This window comes from Pseudomonas sp. R4-35-07 (genome assembly GCF_003852235.1).
Taxonomy (GTDB): domain Bacteria; phylum Pseudomonadota; class Gammaproteobacteria; order Pseudomonadales; family Pseudomonadaceae; genus Aquipseudomonas.
Genome location: NZ_CP027732.1, coordinates 3,483,459 through 3,499,754 on the forward strand (window position 1 = coordinate 3,483,459; position 16,296 = coordinate 3,499,754).

The following is a 16,296-nucleotide window of genomic DNA, read 5'->3' on the forward strand; positions in this document are numbered from 1 at the left end:
GGCCGGTTTTTCTGCCTGTTTACATATGCTTGATCAGCGCATCACCAAAGCCCGACGACGACACCAGCGTAGCGCCCTCCATCAGGCGCTCGAAATCATACGTCACGGTCTTCGCCGAAATCGCGCCGTTGGTGCCCTTGATGATCAAATCGGCCGCCTCTACCCAGCCCATGTGCCGCAGCATCATTTCCGCCGAGAGAATCAATGAGCCCGGGTTGACCTGGTCCTTGCCCGCATACTTGGGCGCCGTACCATGGGTGGCTTCGAACATGGCCACGGTGTCGGACAGGTTGGCACCCGGCGCAATACCGATGCCGCCCACTTCCGCCGCCAGGGCGTCAGACAGGTAGTCGCCGTTCAGGTTGAGCGTCGCAATCACGTCATATTCAGCCGGGCGCAGCAGGATCTGCTGAAGCATGGCATCGGCAATCGCATCCTTGACCACCACGTTCTTGCCAGTCTTCGGGTTCTTAAACTGCATCCACGGCCCGCCATCGAGCAGGGTCGCGCCGAACTCCTCGGCCGCCACTTCGTAGGCCCATTCCTTGAAGGCACCTTCGGTGAACTTCATGATGTTGCCTTTGTGCACGATGGTCAGCGAGTCGCGGTCGTTATCCACTACATATTGCAGGGCCTTGCGCGCCAGGCGCTTGGTGCCTTCCAGCGATACCGGCTTGATACCAATGCCGCAATCCTGGTCGAAGCGGATCTTGGTAACGCCCATCTCCTCCTTGAGGAACTTGATCACCTTGATCGCCTCAGGCGAACCGGCCTTCCACTCGATGCCGGCGTAAATGTCCTCGGAGTTCTCACGGAAGATGGTCATGTCCACGTCCCCCGGCTTCTTGACCGGGCTGGGCACGCCTTCAAACCAGCGCACCGGGCGCAGGCATACATAGAGGTCGAGTTGCTGGCGCAGGGCTACGTTCAGCGAACGGATGCCGCCGCCGACCGGGGTGGTCAGCGGGCCCTTGATGGACACCACGTAATCCTTGACCGCATCCAGAGTTTCCTGAGGCAACCAGGTGTCCTGGTCGTAGACTTGGGTGGCCTTCTCACCGGCGTACACCTCCATCCACGAGATTTTGCGCTTGCCGCCGTAGGCCTTTTCAACAGCTGCGTCGACCACCTTGATCATTACCGGGCTGATGTCGACGCCAATACCGTCACCTTCGATATAGGGGATGATCGGTTGGTCAGGAACATTGAGAGAATGGTCTGCATTGACGGTGATTTTGTCGCCGACTGCCGGAACCTGAATCTTCTTGTATCCCATGCTGAACTCCATCTATGGATTGAACATCTGGCTGCGTTCGAGCCTACTCCAGATAAATGGCGACTGAAACCTTGCGCCATGCTCATTTGCATCGAAAACAGCATAAATTGTCGCCTACTAGCTTGAAAGCAAAGGCAAAATCGCCAATCTTGAGCACAGCGTGCGACTTTAGCCGCACAGGCGCTGCCTGCGACCTTTAGACCAATGGACGACCCACCTTTTGTATGAAGGCTCAGCGTAAGCATAGCGACCTATGTATAATGCCGCCGCTGACCAAAGAGTCACGACGGTTGACCGCTCTAGACAGTAGCCTTCAGCCAGAAAGCAGGACTATTACAATAGTCCAAACGCTTGACGCTCGACTGATGCAACCCAACATCACCGCGAAGAAACCTCGACATTTCGCTCATGGATGACTTTGAACGAACGCGCTCCACCCGGCGCATCTCGAGTTTCTGCGCACGCTTTCAGCAAAGAAGAGAGTTAATCCGAATATGCCCACCCGCTCGAAGATCATCTACACCTTCACCGACGAAGCCCCAGCCCTCGCCACCTATTCACTGCTGCCTATCGTAGAGGCCTTCACCGCTTCCGCTGATATTGCCGTGGAAACCCGCGATATTTCCCTCGCCGGGCGCATCCTCGCAAGCTTCCCCGAGCAACTGGGCGACAAGGCTATCCCGGACCACCTCGCCGAACTGGGCGACCTGGCCGTTACGCCTGAAGCCAACATCATCAAGCTGCCTAACATCAGCGCCTCGACCCCGCAGCTGCAAGCCGCGATCAAGGAACTGCAGGCCCAGGGCTACGCCCTGCCGGACTACCCGGAAACCGTAACCACCGACGCGGAAAAAGAAACCCGTGCCCGTTACGACAAGGTCAAGGGCAGCGCCGTGAACCCGGTCCTGCGCGAAGGCAACTCCGACCGCCGCGCACCGCTGTCGGTCAAGAACTACGCACGCAAGCACCCCCACAAGATGGGCGCCTGGGCTGCCGACTCCAAGTCGCACATTGCCCACATGAGCAATGGCGACTTCTACGGCAGCGAAAAAGCCGTACAGATCGAAACCGCTGACGCTGTCAAAATCGAGCTGATCGCTCAAGACGGCACCGCCACCGTCCTGAAAGAAAAGACCTCGGTACAGGCTGGCGAGATCATCGACACCGCCGTACTGAGCAAGAAAGCCCTGCGCGCGTTCATCGCCGCCGAGATCGAAGACGCCAAGAAACAAGGCGTGCTGCTGTCGGTTCACTTGAAAGCGACCATGATGAAGGTCTCCGACCCGATCATGTTCGGCCAGATCGTTGCCGAATTCTATAAAGACGCCCTGGCCAAGCACGCGACTGTGCTGGAACAGATCGGCTTCAATCTGAACAACGGCATCGGCGACCTGTACGCCCGCATCAAGGCCCTGCCTGCCGAGCAACAGGCGCAGATCGAAGCGGACATCCAGGCGGTCTATGCCGCTCGCCCTTCGCTGGCGATGGTCAACTCCGACAAAGGCATCACCAACCTGCACGTACCGAGCGATGTGATCGTCGACGCCTCGATGCCAGCCATGATCCGTGACTCCGGCAAAATGTGGGGCACCGACGGCCAACTGCACGACACCAAGGCCGTGATCCCGGATCGCTGCTACGCCACCATCTACCAAGCGGTCATCGAAGACTGCAAGGCCAATGGCGCGTTCGACCCCACCACCATGGGCAGCGTGCCAAACGTTGGCCTGATGGCGAAGAAAGCCGAAGAGTACGGCTCCCACGACAAGACCTTCCAGATCAAGGCTGACGGCGTAGTCCGCGTCACCGACAGCAAGGGCAACCTGCTGATGGAACAGAACGTCGAAGCGGGCGACATCTTCCGCATGTGCCAGACCAAAGACGCGCCGATCCAGGACTGGGTCAAGCTCGCCGTCAACCGCGCACGCGCCAGCAACACCCCGGCCATCTTCTGGCTGGACCCGCAGCGCGCTCACGATGGCGTGGTGGTCGAGAAAGTTCAGGCTTACCTGAAAGACCACAACACCGAAGGCCTGGACATCCGCATCATGGCCCCGGTTGACGCGATGAAGTTCACCCTGGAACGCACCCGCAAAGGCCTGGACACCATCTCGGTGACCGGTAACGTACTGCGCGACTACCTGACCGACCTGTTCCCGATCATGGAGCTGGGCACCAGCGCCAAGATGCTGTCGATCGTGCCGCTGATGAACGGCGGCGGCCTGTTCGAAACCGGCGCCGGCGGCTCGGCGCCGAAACACGTGCAGCAGCTGCTGGAAGAAAACTTCCTGCGCTGGGATTCCCTGGGCGAGTTCCTGGCCCTGGCCGCGTCCCTCGAGCACCTGGGCGTGACGTACAACAACCCGAAAGCCCTGGTCCTGTCCAAGACCCTGGACCAGGCCACTGGCCAGTTCCTCGATAACAACAAATCGCCCTCGCGCAAAGTCGGCAACATCGACAACCGCGGCAGCCACTTCTACCTGGCGCTGTACTGGGCCCAGGCCCTGGCCGCCCAGACCGAAGACACGGCACTGCAAGCGCAGTTCGGCGAACTGGCCAAGACCCTGGCCGCGAACGAAGCAACCATCGTTGCCGAGCTCAACGCCGTACAGGGCAAGCCAGTGGACATCGGCGGCTACTACGCACCGAACCCGGAGCTGACCAGCAAGGCCATGCGCCCAAGCAACACGCTGAATGCGGCGATTGCCAAGTTGAAGTAAGGTTGTAAAGCGATACCACAAACCCCGGCCGAGTGCCGGGGTTTGTGTCTTCGGCGAGTGAGACTTTAGTCATAGGGAAGCATTGACGTACTCTGCAACCCATACGGAGCGAATCAACTCAAGCACCTCACGCCTGTAAACGGGATTCCAACCCGCTCGTTCTTTTGGCATCACGGCAAACTGAGGTAGCACGGGCAAACTGGAAATGCCTTCAAGACTCTTTAAACCCGATACCTGCGCGACAAACGGAAGCAATGTGATCCCAACTCCGGCCTGCACTGCAGAACGCAACGATATCAAGTCCTCTGACTCATAAACGCAATGCCATTTAATGCCGCGCTCCTCCAGACTTCGGATCGCAAGACTGCGAAATCCACAAGGCGGCTTGAACAAGGCGAGCGGAATATCATGTGGTTTATCGACCATGTCAACACTATCGCTGGCAAACCACCTGACCGATAACGCATGCCACGGTTGCTCATGCATTTTTTCCAGTTCGTCTATCACGAGGCACAGATCAATCTTTCCCTCAATTATCGCATCCAATAGCAAGCCGGATCTAGCAACCTTGACCACCATTTGTATTTTTGGAAAGTGAGTAGCCATGCTGGAAATAATCTTAGGGAGCACCTTCTCACAAAAATGCTCTGGCATGCCCACTATGAGTATTTCTCGCTTTTCGGCTCTCTCAAATAGCGCACCGACTTTATCGTTACAAATAACAATATCCTTCGCATAACCAAAAAGCCTTTCTCCTTCCACGGTCAGTAATACCTGTCGATTTTCTCTTACAAACAACTCAACACCCAATAGATCCTCTAATCGTTTGATTTGCTGACTAATAGCGGGTTGGGTCAAGCTTAACGCTTCGGCTGCGCGCGTAAAGCTTTTGGTCTCGCCTACTTTGATAAAACTTCGCAACGACTGAACATCAAGATTGACTCTCATGGCACGCCACCGATCGAAACTGGTCTTCCGATTGTGGCAAATCAACGCTTTACTCGCCACTAGCTATTCGGCTAGGTACAAGCTAACTCCATGTATGAAAACATCCTGAAAATGTTTAAAAAAAGAATCGTCTGTCATCCTATGCCGACAATCGAGCACCGAACGTATTCACGTGCGTATCGGAAGTCAGCGCCAATTTCGCCAGAATGTACTCTGCTCGCGTCGCCGAATGACGAGCATTTATCTCTAAAGCGCTGGTAAAAAAGAACGCACCACTTGTCAGCTCTCCCAAAACAATGATTCTGTCATCCACATGCCCTAACTGATTTATTAAGCCGCCCGACTCAGCGGATACCTTCACCCCGCCGAATGGGTCCGCACACGCTATTCCCCGCTCAAGAATATGTTGCACCAATGGGTTATCAAACTTGGTCACATCACGGGGCGTGCCTGTAGCCACCACAACGGAATCGTAGGTATGGAAACTTCTATCTGACTGATTAGCCACTTGCAAAACAAAACGCCCATCGCACTCAATTGCCTCAAGCTCACCCTTAATGATTGATAGTTGCCCAGATTCAAGTAATGACTTAATCTTTAACGCATTTTCAACCGGAATAGAGACACGGTAAGCCATCCACCAACTCGAGTAACCCAAGAATATCTTTTTATCTTCATCCGGCATTGCAGGCCATATCAAATCAAGTACGGCATTTGTGGAATAAAGAACAGATTGCCAAAATCGAGGATGATGGGCAGCAGCTATTTCCGCTTCAAGAAATTCTACTGCTGGACGTTGAGAACATTTTGTTGACCAGTCAGGCCTGCATATCGGCTTGCCCTCCAAGGCCAACTCCTGCATCGTCCAACGAAGCACATCTTCAAGTCGCACCACCCCAGTTTGAGAGATACAAGATCTAACAGTTTCCGGTGTCAGTATCACCGGCTTATAGCGCCCCTGAGTTCCTCTGACACTTGGCAGGGCTCCCGTGCGCGAATGCAACGTAATGGGCCCTTCATGGCCATTAGCAGTAAGACCTATCACCGCATCGATAGCACTCAATCTCGATCCAACAATCGCAACACTCGCTTGCTTTTGAATCAGCCTGCATGTGCGTTTAATTGGATAAGGGCTGCAGAAAAAGCCTTTCATAGTAGTAAGGTGTTGGTATTCCAAGCTACACGCGTTACCACAGCTCAATACTACATGATCGCTAGGGAACGAGAGATTCCCCTTCGTTGAAACTACGACCCTGCCGTCATGTGAAAAGCTCATGTTGACGACCTCGTCGCGCACCGGAATCAACTGACACCCGAGCTCTACCGCTTTTTTGACTAGGAGCTGAATCATGTGCGCAAGATATAAACCAAACAAGGGTCGAGGTAGGAACGCCTCCGGACACAACTCAACATCACTGAAATCATCTTCCCAAATCTCACGATTAGCTAATAACCAGCGATAGAAATGCCCAGACTGATCAGGAAAAGGCGAAATGAATTCCGCTCGCGTATTTAAAATATTTGTCCTGCAGTCTTCAGAATAGGCAAGCCCGCGACCACATTGAAACTGCCTGTCTACCAAGAATATCGACACATCCGAATGACAGCCATATCTCCCTAAGCCATTTAAGACCGTATAGACAAAGGAGACGCTTGAAGCGCCACCCCCGATTACCGTAATCACCTTGTCAGCCATAACAACCTCCCACGGTTTTCCGTATGAAATATTTTATTATGCTACAGCCCCGAGCGAACACTTACATCGAAAAAACATCATCCGACATAGACTTGCAAGTGCCCGACACTACAAACCCGCCTTCTATGAAGGGCATAATTTCTTGCTCGACACTTATACCTGGAGCAACTTCCTCTAGATACACCACCCCATCTCTTAATGCAAAAACAGCTCGCTCCGTGATAAATATAACTTTTTGGCCCAATGATTGAGAGTAGGCGCCATTAAAAGTTATATGCGAGACTTGACGAACAAATTTATTTACACGACCTTCCCGGACTATGCGCAGCTTCCCTTCACTTATACCCAGCACCAATCCTATCGCTGTAAAAGTTCCGCAGAAAATGACATATCGAGCTGACTGAGAGATATTGATGAAACCGCCCGCACCTTGTAGCCTACGGCCGAACTTCGAAACATTGACATTGCCAAAGCTATCCATTTCAGCAAAGCCCAAGCACGCCACATCAATCCCACCGCCCTCATAAAAATCAAACAACGCCGCCTGCTCAATAATACTGACTGGACGATAACTGGCCCCAAACGACAATCCACGTGCAGGCCTACCACCTATAACACCAGATTCAACGGTAAAGCTCATTAGATCCGCACAGCCCAATTCTTCAGCTATCTGGCCGACGGCCACCGGTATACCGATGCCAAGATTGATAACGCGCGCATTTGCGTACCGAATTTCCTGTAAGGCTCTTTTGGCAATTATTCTTTCAGCGCATGAAATCGTACTTACACTGGGAATGAGCACTCCCGGACGTGTAAATGTTGAATTATGCGCCTCACCATAAGTTTGAGGATGCTCATCAGGGCGCGACACCGTCACATAATCGACCAATATTCCGGGTATTTTTACATCTTGCGGCTCAATATCATGCAACCCTACCAAGCTTTCAACCTGCACAATCACTATGCCACCGCTGTTCTTGACTGCCATTGCCTGCGCGAGCGCATCGCTATAAGACACTTCCCGCTCCATCGAAATATTTCCTAAAGGGTCACAAAACGTCCCTCTCAATAACGCACAATTAACATTAAGTGCGGGAAAAAAAAGCGTTGAGTTTCCGTTAATAACGATCTTCTGAACCAGCGTGCATTCCGCTCGTTGATTCAAGCGCGCACCTTGGTGGTCGGGATCAACGAAGGTATGGAGGCCTATATTCGAGATCACACCAGGTTTCTTCGCCGCGATCGCACGAAATAGCTGGCTGATCACGCCTTGCGGCCAGTTATGTGCCTCTATCTCCCCTTGGCGCGCCATATTTCCCAATTGCGGTACAAGCCCCCAGAATCCTCCAATGGCCTTAGCGACCAAGCCACTCTGGGCTAAAATGTCCACGCCCCTTCCGTTAAGATCTCCAGCAGCGGAGGCAAAGAGCAGGCCAAGATTACGAGGCCGTCCTTCCCGCTTGAAACGATCGCTGATTGCCCGAGTAAGCCCATCAGGATGTCCACAACTACCAAACCCTCCCGGTATGATTGTCCATCCATCTTCAATTAGCTCTGCCGCCTGTCGCTCGCTTACAACTTTCATACTGCAGCCTCTGCATCCTGATCCGGCGCAGGCTTAACCGACTGCTCCCAAACCACAAGAAACGTGCAACCTGATGGAGAGGAAAGTTGGTGTGTAGACCCAGGCGGGTATATTTGTAATGCTCCTTTAGCATGTCGGCCTCTATCATCAACAAGCTCACCATCAACCACCAATATTAACTCCCAACCCAAATGTCTATGCCTTGGCGTTAGAGCTCCACCGGCGTAACGAATCAACGCAGCAACTGGTCCTTTCGCATTAATCCGCGCATCATAAAGATAAAATATTGAAACGCCCTTGCGCCCATCAATATCGTAAGGCTTGAAAATTAGAGCATCGAGCTTGTCAACATACAACCCACCTCCAATACGACGTATTTCATTGTCAAATAGCTTTTTATCAGTTATCTCGATGTTAGACATTATTATTCTCCTGATAGGCCGGTTTAAATAATGAGTAGCTCACTTCGTTCGCGAATGATTCATTAAATAAACCCCAGCCCCCGAAACAATAAACCCCACTATTGCCACAATACTCGGCACCTCACCCAACACCAACGACGCCATAATCTGCGTGACCGCTGGAATCACATGAAACAAGTTCGTCGCTTTGCTCGCCTCCCCGCGCCGAATCATCAAATAGAGCAGCGTCAGCGCACCCACGGAGTTCATCAGCGTGATCCAGGCTACCGATGCTGCGAACGGAGCCCACTCAGTCACCTGCATGGTTTCGGTGGTATATGCCAACAGCAACATGACCAGTGACGCGGTAACCATCTGTATGAAACAACCCACCCATAGATTCACCCCGCCAAGAAAACGCTTCTGATAGAGCGTGCCAAGCGTGATACCCAATAGCGCTAAGCCCACCGCGCCGTAACCGCCAACTGACGCCTCGGAGCCAAAAAAACTGCTGGCCACGACGATGGCCACGCCGCCAACACCCAGGATCGAACCCGGCAGATCGCGCCAACTCAATTGTTCACCCAAGCAGAAATAGGCACCGATCACGACGAACACCGGCATCAGCCCGACGATCAACGCCGCCTGCCCAGCTGGGACGCCCTGACTTATCCCGGTGTAGAGACCGCCGAATTGCAGGGCTTGCAAAAGCAGGCCGACTGCCGCCGCATGAAGGTAAGGCGTAAGCCGCCGGGGCCACTGCGCCTTGATGACGAGCGCCACCCCCAGGAACACAAGGGCAGCCAAGGCAAATCGATAGAACGTCATGGTGAAGGGCTCGCCATAACGCACACCGAACGCACCGCCGATGTAGCCGGAACTCCACAGCAGAATGAAGGTTATGGGCAGCGGCGATGTGAGGCGCACTTGGTAGCGTTTATGAGCAACCGGGTTCATGACACTCTCCAAACTGATAGTCCTGGAGAGATAAGCTGCGCCATGCGCTGAAATCGGTAAAATCATAAAATGTCAGATGTATCATGCAGATTGCTTATGCATCAGCTCTGAAGAAACCGAATCCAAATGTGGGAGGGGGCTTGCCCCGATCGCGGCGTGTCAGCCGCCAATGTACTGGCTGACATACCGCTATCGGGAGCAAGCCCCCTCCCACACTGACCGCAATTCTGCTTGAAGAGCGGGTTGTATCCTGAATCGAGAGGCTTTCATGACCTGGCTCCCCCACATCACCGTCGCCACGATCGTCGAAGACAATGGCCGTTTCCTGATGGTCGAGGAACTCAAGGGCGGTCGCGCTGTGCTCAATCAGCCGGCCGGCCATCTCGACCCGAACGAAACCCTGACCGAAGCCGCGGTGCGTGAAACCCTCGAGGAAACCGGCTGGGACGTCGAAGCCACCGGTATCGTCGGCATCTACCTGTACACAGCCCCGAGCAATGGCGTGACCTATCAACGGGTCTGCTTCATCGCCAAGGCCCTGAAACACCACCCGGAGTACCAACTCGACGAAGGCATCCTGCGCGCCCGCTGGCTGACCCGTGACGAACTGATGGAACTGCGCGACGACTGGCGCAGCGAGCTGATCATCCGGTGTATCGATGATTATCTGGCCGGCCAGCGTCACAGCCTGGAATTGATCCGTCCTTCTCTTTAGCCTTGCGGGCCCAGGCCTGCTAGAATCGCGTCCTTTTTCAAGACACCCGTTGAAACCCTATGCGTGATCCAGCCCCTTCTGACACACAAAAGAAGCGCGTCATCGTCGGCATGTCCGGCGGCGTGGATTCTTCCGTTTCCGCCGTTCTGCTCATGGAGCAGGGTTATGAGGTGGAAGGCCTGTTCATGAAGAACTGGGAAGAAGACGATGGAACGGAATACTGCACCGCAATGGACGACCTTGCGGACGCCCAGGCCGTGTGCGACAAGATCGGTATCAAGCTGCACACCGCCAACTTCGCCGCCGAGTACTGGGACAATGTGTTCGAGCACTTCCTGGCCGAATACAAGGCCGGGCGCACGCCGAACCCGGACATCCTGTGTAACCGCGAGATCAAGTTCAAGGCGTTCCTCGACTACGCCATGATGCTCGGCGCCGATCTGATTGCCACCGGCCACTATGTGCGCCGCCGCGATATCGATGGCCGCACCGAACTGCTCAAGGGCCTGGACCCGAACAAGGACCAGAGCTACTTCCTGCACGCCGTCGGCGGTGAACAGATCGCCAAGACCCTGTTCCCGGTGGGCGAGCTGGAAAAGCCCGAAGTGCGCAGGATCGCCGAGCAACACGGCCTGGCCACTGCCAAGAAGAAGGATTCCACCGGGATCTGCTTTATCGGCGAGCGCCGCTTCAGCGACTTCCTCAAGCAATACCTGCCGGCACAACCGGGCGAGATCAAGACCACCGATGGTGAAGTGATCGGCCGCCACCACGGTCTGATGTACCACACCATTGGTCAGCGCCAGGGCCTGGGCATCGGCGGCTTGAAAGATGCCGGCGAAGAACCGTGGTACGTGCTGGTCAAGGACCTGGAAAACAATGTGCTGGTCGTCGGCCAAGGCAATGAGCACCCCTTGCTGTTCTCCGGCGCCCTGCTCGCTTCAGAAATCTATTGGGTCAACCCCATCGACCTGAGCACACCGCGCCGCCTGACCGCCAAAGTGCGCTATCGCCAGAGCGACCAGCCCTGCACCCTGGAAAAAACCGCTACCGGCTACCGTGCCACCTTCGATGACCCGCAGCGCGCAGTCACCCCTGGTCAATCCGTGGTGTTCTATGACGGCGAAGTCTGCTTGGGCGGCGGCGTGATTGAAGTTGCGCAAGCCTGGAGCAACCCGGCATGAGCCCGACCCAGGAGCAATTGACCGCGCTGGGCGGGGTTTTCCTTGCAGCGGTGCTGGTGGACAAGATCGCCAAGACCGGCCAGGTCACCGAGGCGGGCCTGACCTGCATGCTCGGCAGCCTGCTGATCCGCGACCCCAAGGACACCCTGGAAGTCTACGGTGGCGACGACTTGGCGCTGCGTGAAGGTTACCGCGCCCTGATCGGCGCCCTGGAGCGCGACCCCAGCACCCTGCAGCGCGAACCCTTGCGCTACGCCCTGTCGATGCTCGGCCTGGAGCGTCAATTGGCCAAGCGCGACGACCTGCTGGAAACCATTGGCAAGCGCCTGCCGCAGATCCAGTCTCAGGTGGAGCACTTCGGCCCGGCCCACGAGAACGTGATCGCCGCCTGTGGCGCGCTGTACCAGGACACCCTGAGCACCTTGCGCCAGCGCATCCAGGTGCACGGCGACATGCGCAACCTGCAGCAACCGAACAACGCCTCGAAAATCCGCGCCCTGCTGCTGGCGGGTATTCGTTCGGCGCGGTTGTGGCGCCAGTTGGGTGGCCATCGCTGGCAACTGGTGATCAGCCGGCGCAAATTGCTCAAAGAGCTTTACCCGTTGATGCGCAACGAATAAGTCGCACCAGCAGACCTTTTTCAAGCTGTTACGCGTAATACGCCGGTCAGTTGGCGACGGACCGGCGAATGTTTTCATGTATGATACGCGCCCCATTTCGTTGCCCGACTGTCCGAGAACACCCCATGCAGCTTTCTTCGCTCACTGCGGTTTCCCCTGTTGACGGCCGCTACGCCGGCAAAACCCAGGCCCTGCGCCCTATTTTCAGCGAGTACGGCCTGATCCGTGCCCGTGTCCTAGTTGAAGTGCGCTGGCTCCAGCGCCTGGCCGCTCACCCCGCCATCAGCGAAGTGCCGGCGTTTTCCGCCGAGGCCAACGCTGTCTTGAACACCCTGGCGGAAAACTTCTCCCTGGAGCACGCCGAGCGTGTGAAAGAGATCGAGCGCACCACCAACCACGACGTCAAAGCCATCGAGTACCTGCTCAAGGAGCAGGCGGCCAAGCTGCCGGAACTGGCCCAGGTCAGCGAGTTCATCCACTTTGCCTGCACCAGCGAGGACATCAACAACCTGTCCCACGCGCTGATGCTGCGCGAAGGCCGTGATGAGGTGATGCTGCCGCTGATGCGCCAGACCGCCGAGGCCATCCGCGAGCTGGCGATCCGTTTCGCCGCCGTGCCGATGCTCTCGCGCACCCACGGCCAGCCGGCCTCGCCGACCACCCTGGGCAAAGAACTGGCCAACGTGGTGTACCGCCTGGAGCGTCAGATCGCTCAAGTCGCCGCCGTGCCATTGCTGGGCAAAATCAACGGTGCCGTGGGCAACTACAACGCCCACCTGTCGGCCTACCCCGAGATCGACTGGGAAGCCAACGCCCGCGCCTTCATCGAAGACGAGCTGGGCCTGGGCTTCAACCCCTACACCACGCAGATCGAACCCCACGACTACATTGCCGAGCTGTTCGACGCAATCGCGCGCTTCAACACCATCCTGATCGACTTCGATCGCGATATCTGGGGCTACATCTCCCTGGGCTACTTCAAGCAGCGCACCATTGCCGGTGAAATCGGTTCGTCGACCATGCCGCACAAGGTCAACCCGATCGACTTCGAAAACTCCGAAGGCAACCTGGGCATCGCCAACGCCTTGTTCCAGCACCTGGCCAGCAAGCTGCCGATCTCGCGCTGGCAGCGCGACCTGACCGACTCCACCGTACTGCGCAACCTCGGCGTGGGCTTTGCTCACAGCGTGATCGCGTACGAAGCCAGCCTCAAAGGCATCAGCAAGCTGGAACTCAACGAGCAGAAAATCGCCGCTGACCTGGACGCCTGCTGGGAAGTGCTGGCCGAGCCGATCCAGACCGTGATGCGCCGCTATAACATCGAAAACCCCTACGAGAAGCTCAAAGAGTTGACGCGCGGCAAGGGGATCACCTCCGACGCGCTGCAAACTTTCATCGATGGCCTGGATATGCCAGCCGCTGCCAAGGCCGAGCTGAAACTGCTCACCCCGGCCAACTACATCGGTAACGCTGTAGAGCAAGCCAAGCGCATCTGACCGTCGCACGACCCTTTGAGACGCCCGGCCGCGCCGGGCGTTTTTATTCCTGTCTTAAAAGTGCTTTTTTTCAATAGGTTACACATGAATCCTGATATCCCTCTTCAACTTCTGGGCGGCATCACGGCACGGGAATTTCTGCGCGACTACTGGCAGAAAAAACCGCTGCTGATCCGCCAGGCCATCCCCGATTTCGAAAGCCCGATCGACGCCGACGAACTGGCCGGCCTGGCGCTGGAAGAGGAAGTCGAATCGCGCCTGGTGATCGAACACGGCGAGCGTCCGTGGGAACTGCGTCGCGGCCCGTTCGCCGAAGACGCTTTCAGCACCCTGCCCGAGCGCGAGTGGACCCTACTGGTGCAGGCGGTCGACCAGTTCGTGCCGGAAGTTGCCGAATTGCTCGAGCATTTCCGCTTCCTGCCAAGCTGGCGCATCGACGATGTGATGATCAGCTTCGCCGCGCCGGGTGGCAGCGTCGGTCCGCACTTCGACAACTACGATGTGTTCCTGCTGCAAGCCCAGGGCAAGCGCAATTGGAAGATCGGCCAGATGTGCAGCTCTGAAAGCGCGCTGCTGCAGCACGCCGACCTGCGCATCCTCGCCGACTTCGAAGAAAGCGCCGAGTGGGTGCTCGAGCCGGGCGACATGCTGTACCTGCCGCCGCGCCTGGCGCACTTCGGCATCGCCGAAGACGACTGCATGACTTACTCGGTGGGCTTTCGCGCCCCAAGCGCCGCCGAAGTGCTGACCCACTTCACCGACTTCCTCAGCCAGTACCTGACCGACGAAGAGCGCTACACCGACGCAGACGCCCAGCCGGTCAGCGACCCGCACCAGATCCAGAGCGACGCCCTGGACCGCCTCAAGAGCCTGCTGGCCGAGCACATGAGCGACGAGCGCATGCTGCTGACCTGGTTCGGCCAGTTCATGACTGAACCGCGCTACCCGGAGCTGGTGGCGGGCGAAGAGTTGGGCGAGGACGATTTCATCAGCAGCCTGCAAGACGGCGCGATCCTGGTACGCAACCCGAGCGCGCGCCTGGCCTGGTCGGAAGTGGACGACGATGTGCTGCTGTTCGCCAGCGGCCAGAGCCGTTACCTGCCGGGCAAACTGCGCGAACTGTTGAAACTGGTGTGCTCGGCAGACGCCCTGCACAACGAAAATCTGGGCGTTTGGCTGGCGGACGAAGACGGTCGCGACCTGCTGTGCGAACTGGTCAAGCAAGGCAGCCTGGGGTTTGCGGATGAATAAGATTCACGTAAGTGTCGCGGACTGGCGAAAGGATATCGACGAGATTCGGCGCATTCGTGAAGCGGTATTTATCGCTGAACAATCGGTCCCACCTGAGCTGGAGTGGGACGCGGACGACGCCGGCGCAATGCATTTCCTGGCCTTCGAAGGCGACTTTCCGATTGGCACCGCTCGCTTGCTGCCCAGCGGCGAGATCGGACGCGTATCGGTGCTCAAGGACTGGCGCGGGCTTAAAGTCGGCGACAAGCTGATGGAAGCGGTGATCGGCCAAGCCGAGAAGCGTGGCCAGACCCGGCAGTTCCTCAGTGCGCAGGTATACGCGGCGCCGTTTTATGAGCGGCTGGGTTTCAAGATCGTCAGCGATGAATTCCTTGAAGTCGGGATTCCGCATGTTGATATGGTGCGCGAGGGCTGATTCCAGACCGCGTCGCTGCTATCGGGGGCAAGCCCCTCCCACACTTGACCGCATTCCAAAGGATGTACTCGGTCAAAATGTGGGAGGGGGCTTGCCCCCGATAGCTATCCCAGCCACACCCCAAAATGCCCTGCCAGCCAGGGCATTTTGCCGTCTAGTATTCAACTTGCGACCCGCCGGGCCGACAAACTGGCACTATCCAGCCTTTGACTCGCAGAGATAACGGACATGTCCCTACGCACCCTGCTCACCGCCCTCCTCCTGGCCGCCAGCGCATCGGCCATAGCCGACACCGAAGTGGTCAACCTGAGCAACCGCACCAGCGCCGACCTGCTGCCCGTGGCGCAGAACTTCATCGGCAAGGACGGCACCGTGAGTGCCTATGGCAATCAACTGATCATTAACGCCGACCCCGGCAAGATCCAGGACCTGCGCACCCTGCTCTCTCAACTCGACACCCCCGCCAAACGCCTGCTGATCACCGTCGACACCAACGAGAACAACCAGCAGAACAGCGGCGACAGCCAGACCCGCATCATCAGCTACGGCACTACCAGCCGCGACGGCGGCATCCAGCAGATCCAGGCCAGCGAAGGCGTACCCGCGCTGATCCAGGTCGGCCAGAGCGTACCGCTGACCACCACCCAGCAGGACAGCTACGGGCGCCTGCAGAACCAGACCCAGTATCGCAACGTCACCCAGGGTTTTTACGTGACCGCCAGCGTCACCGGCGAGACCGTTCACCTCGCCATCAGTACCAACCGTGACCGCATGAGCCAGGAACGTCCCGATGTAGTGAACGTGCAAAGTACCGACACAAGCGTCAGCGGGCGCCTCGGTGAATGGATCTCCCTGGCCGGCGTCAACCGCGAAACCCAAGCCGACAAATCCTCTACAACCCGCAGCTACTCTACTCAGGGCCGCGATGACCTGACTTTGCGGGTCAAGGTCGACACGCTGAACTGAAGCACCAAAAACTGACCGTCGAGTCGTCCCGGAACAAATATGTAGTGCCTGAAAAAAAGCACTACA

Annotated in this window: 14 protein-coding genes; 8 read left to right on the top strand and 6 right to left on the bottom strand. The window is 56.7% G+C overall.

The window, feature by feature from the left end; translation table 11 throughout:
• Window positions 1-19: 19 nt before the first annotated feature.
• The gene (gene icd / locus C4J89_RS15880; RefSeq protein ID WP_124363290.1) at window positions 20-1,276 is read right to left on the bottom strand and encodes an NADP-dependent isocitrate dehydrogenase; all 1,257 of its coding nucleotides are present in this window, start codon (window positions 1,274-1,276) and stop codon (window positions 20-22) included.
• 494 nt (window positions 1,277-1,770) lie between these two features.
• Here icd and C4J89_RS15885 point away from each other — a divergent pair, with 494 nt between their 5' ends.
• Window positions 1,771-3,996, top strand: coding sequence for an NADP-dependent isocitrate dehydrogenase (locus C4J89_RS15885; protein ID WP_124414973.1), 2,226 nt, complete (start codon window positions 1,771-1,773; stop codon window positions 3,994-3,996).
• A 69-nt stretch (window positions 3,997-4,065) separates the two neighbouring features.
• Here the strand turns inward: C4J89_RS15885 and C4J89_RS15890 are convergent, their stop codons facing one another.
• The 5 genes from C4J89_RS15890 to C4J89_RS15910 form a co-directional block, all read right to left on the bottom strand.
• The gene (locus C4J89_RS15890; protein WP_124414974.1) at window positions 4,066-4,944 is read right to left on the bottom strand and encodes a LysR family transcriptional regulator; all 879 of its coding nucleotides are present in this window, start codon (window positions 4,942-4,944) and stop codon (window positions 4,066-4,068) included.
• Between the two features lie 139 nt (window positions 4,945-5,083).
• On the bottom strand, window positions 5,084-6,640 hold the full coding sequence (locus tag C4J89_RS15895) for an FAD/NAD(P)-binding protein (RefSeq protein WP_124414975.1): 1,557 nt from the start codon (window positions 6,638-6,640) through the stop codon (window positions 5,084-5,086).
• A 61-nt stretch (window positions 6,641-6,701) separates the two neighbouring features.
• Complete coding sequence (locus C4J89_RS15900) at window positions 6,702-8,225, bottom strand: acyl CoA:acetate/3-ketoacid CoA transferase (RefSeq protein ID WP_124414976.1); 1,524 nt, start codon at window positions 8,223-8,225, stop codon at window positions 6,702-6,704.
• Window positions 8,222-8,647: a cupin domain-containing protein gene (locus C4J89_RS15905; protein WP_124414977.1), complete on the bottom strand. Its 426-nt coding sequence runs from the start codon at window positions 8,645-8,647 to the stop codon at window positions 8,222-8,224. The genes C4J89_RS15900 and C4J89_RS15905 overlap by 4 nt, the downstream gene beginning before the upstream one ends.
• 39 nt (window positions 8,648-8,686) lie before the next feature.
• The gene (locus C4J89_RS15910) at window positions 8,687-9,583 is read right to left on the bottom strand and encodes a DMT family transporter (protein ID WP_124414978.1); all 897 of its coding nucleotides are present in this window, start codon (window positions 9,581-9,583) and stop codon (window positions 8,687-8,689) included.
• A 268-nt stretch (window positions 9,584-9,851) separates the two neighbouring features.
• Here C4J89_RS15910 and C4J89_RS15915 point away from each other — a divergent pair, with 268 nt between their 5' ends.
• The 7 genes from C4J89_RS15915 to C4J89_RS15945 all read left to right on the top strand — a co-directional run bounded on the left by C4J89_RS15915 (window position 9,852) and on the right by C4J89_RS15945 (window position 16,230).
• Window positions 9,852-10,298, top strand: a complete 447-nt coding sequence (locus C4J89_RS15915) for an NUDIX hydrolase (RefSeq protein ID WP_124363292.1) — start codon at window positions 9,852-9,854, stop codon at window positions 10,296-10,298.
• 59 nt (window positions 10,299-10,357) lie between these two features.
• Window positions 10,358-11,482, top strand: coding sequence for a tRNA 2-thiouridine(34) synthase MnmA (gene mnmA, locus C4J89_RS15920; RefSeq protein WP_124414979.1), 1,125 nt, complete (start codon window positions 10,358-10,360; stop codon window positions 11,480-11,482).
• Entirely contained in the window at window positions 11,479-12,102 is a 624-nt protein-coding gene (gene hflD, locus C4J89_RS15925; RefSeq protein ID WP_017137510.1) for a high frequency lysogenization protein HflD, read from the top strand. The genes mnmA and hflD overlap by 4 nt, the downstream gene beginning before the upstream one ends.
• A 125-nt stretch (window positions 12,103-12,227) precedes the next feature.
• The gene (gene purB, locus C4J89_RS15930; protein ID WP_124363294.1) at window positions 12,228-13,598 is read left to right on the top strand and encodes an adenylosuccinate lyase; all 1,371 of its coding nucleotides are present in this window, start codon (window positions 12,228-12,230) and stop codon (window positions 13,596-13,598) included.
• 84 nt (window positions 13,599-13,682) lie between these two features.
• Window positions 13,683-14,849: a cupin domain-containing protein gene (locus tag C4J89_RS15935; RefSeq protein WP_124414980.1), complete on the top strand. Its 1,167-nt coding sequence runs from the start codon at window positions 13,683-13,685 to the stop codon at window positions 14,847-14,849.
• Complete coding sequence (locus C4J89_RS15940; protein WP_124363296.1) at window positions 14,842-15,264, top strand: GNAT family N-acetyltransferase; 423 nt, start codon at window positions 14,842-14,844, stop codon at window positions 15,262-15,264. The genes C4J89_RS15935 and C4J89_RS15940 overlap by 8 nt, the downstream gene beginning before the upstream one ends.
• Window positions 15,265-15,492: 228 nt before the next feature.
• Window positions 15,493-16,230, top strand: coding sequence for a secretin N-terminal domain-containing protein (locus C4J89_RS15945; protein ID WP_124414981.1), 738 nt, complete (start codon window positions 15,493-15,495; stop codon window positions 16,228-16,230).
• The last annotated feature ends 66 nt before the right edge of the window (window positions 16,231-16,296 follow it).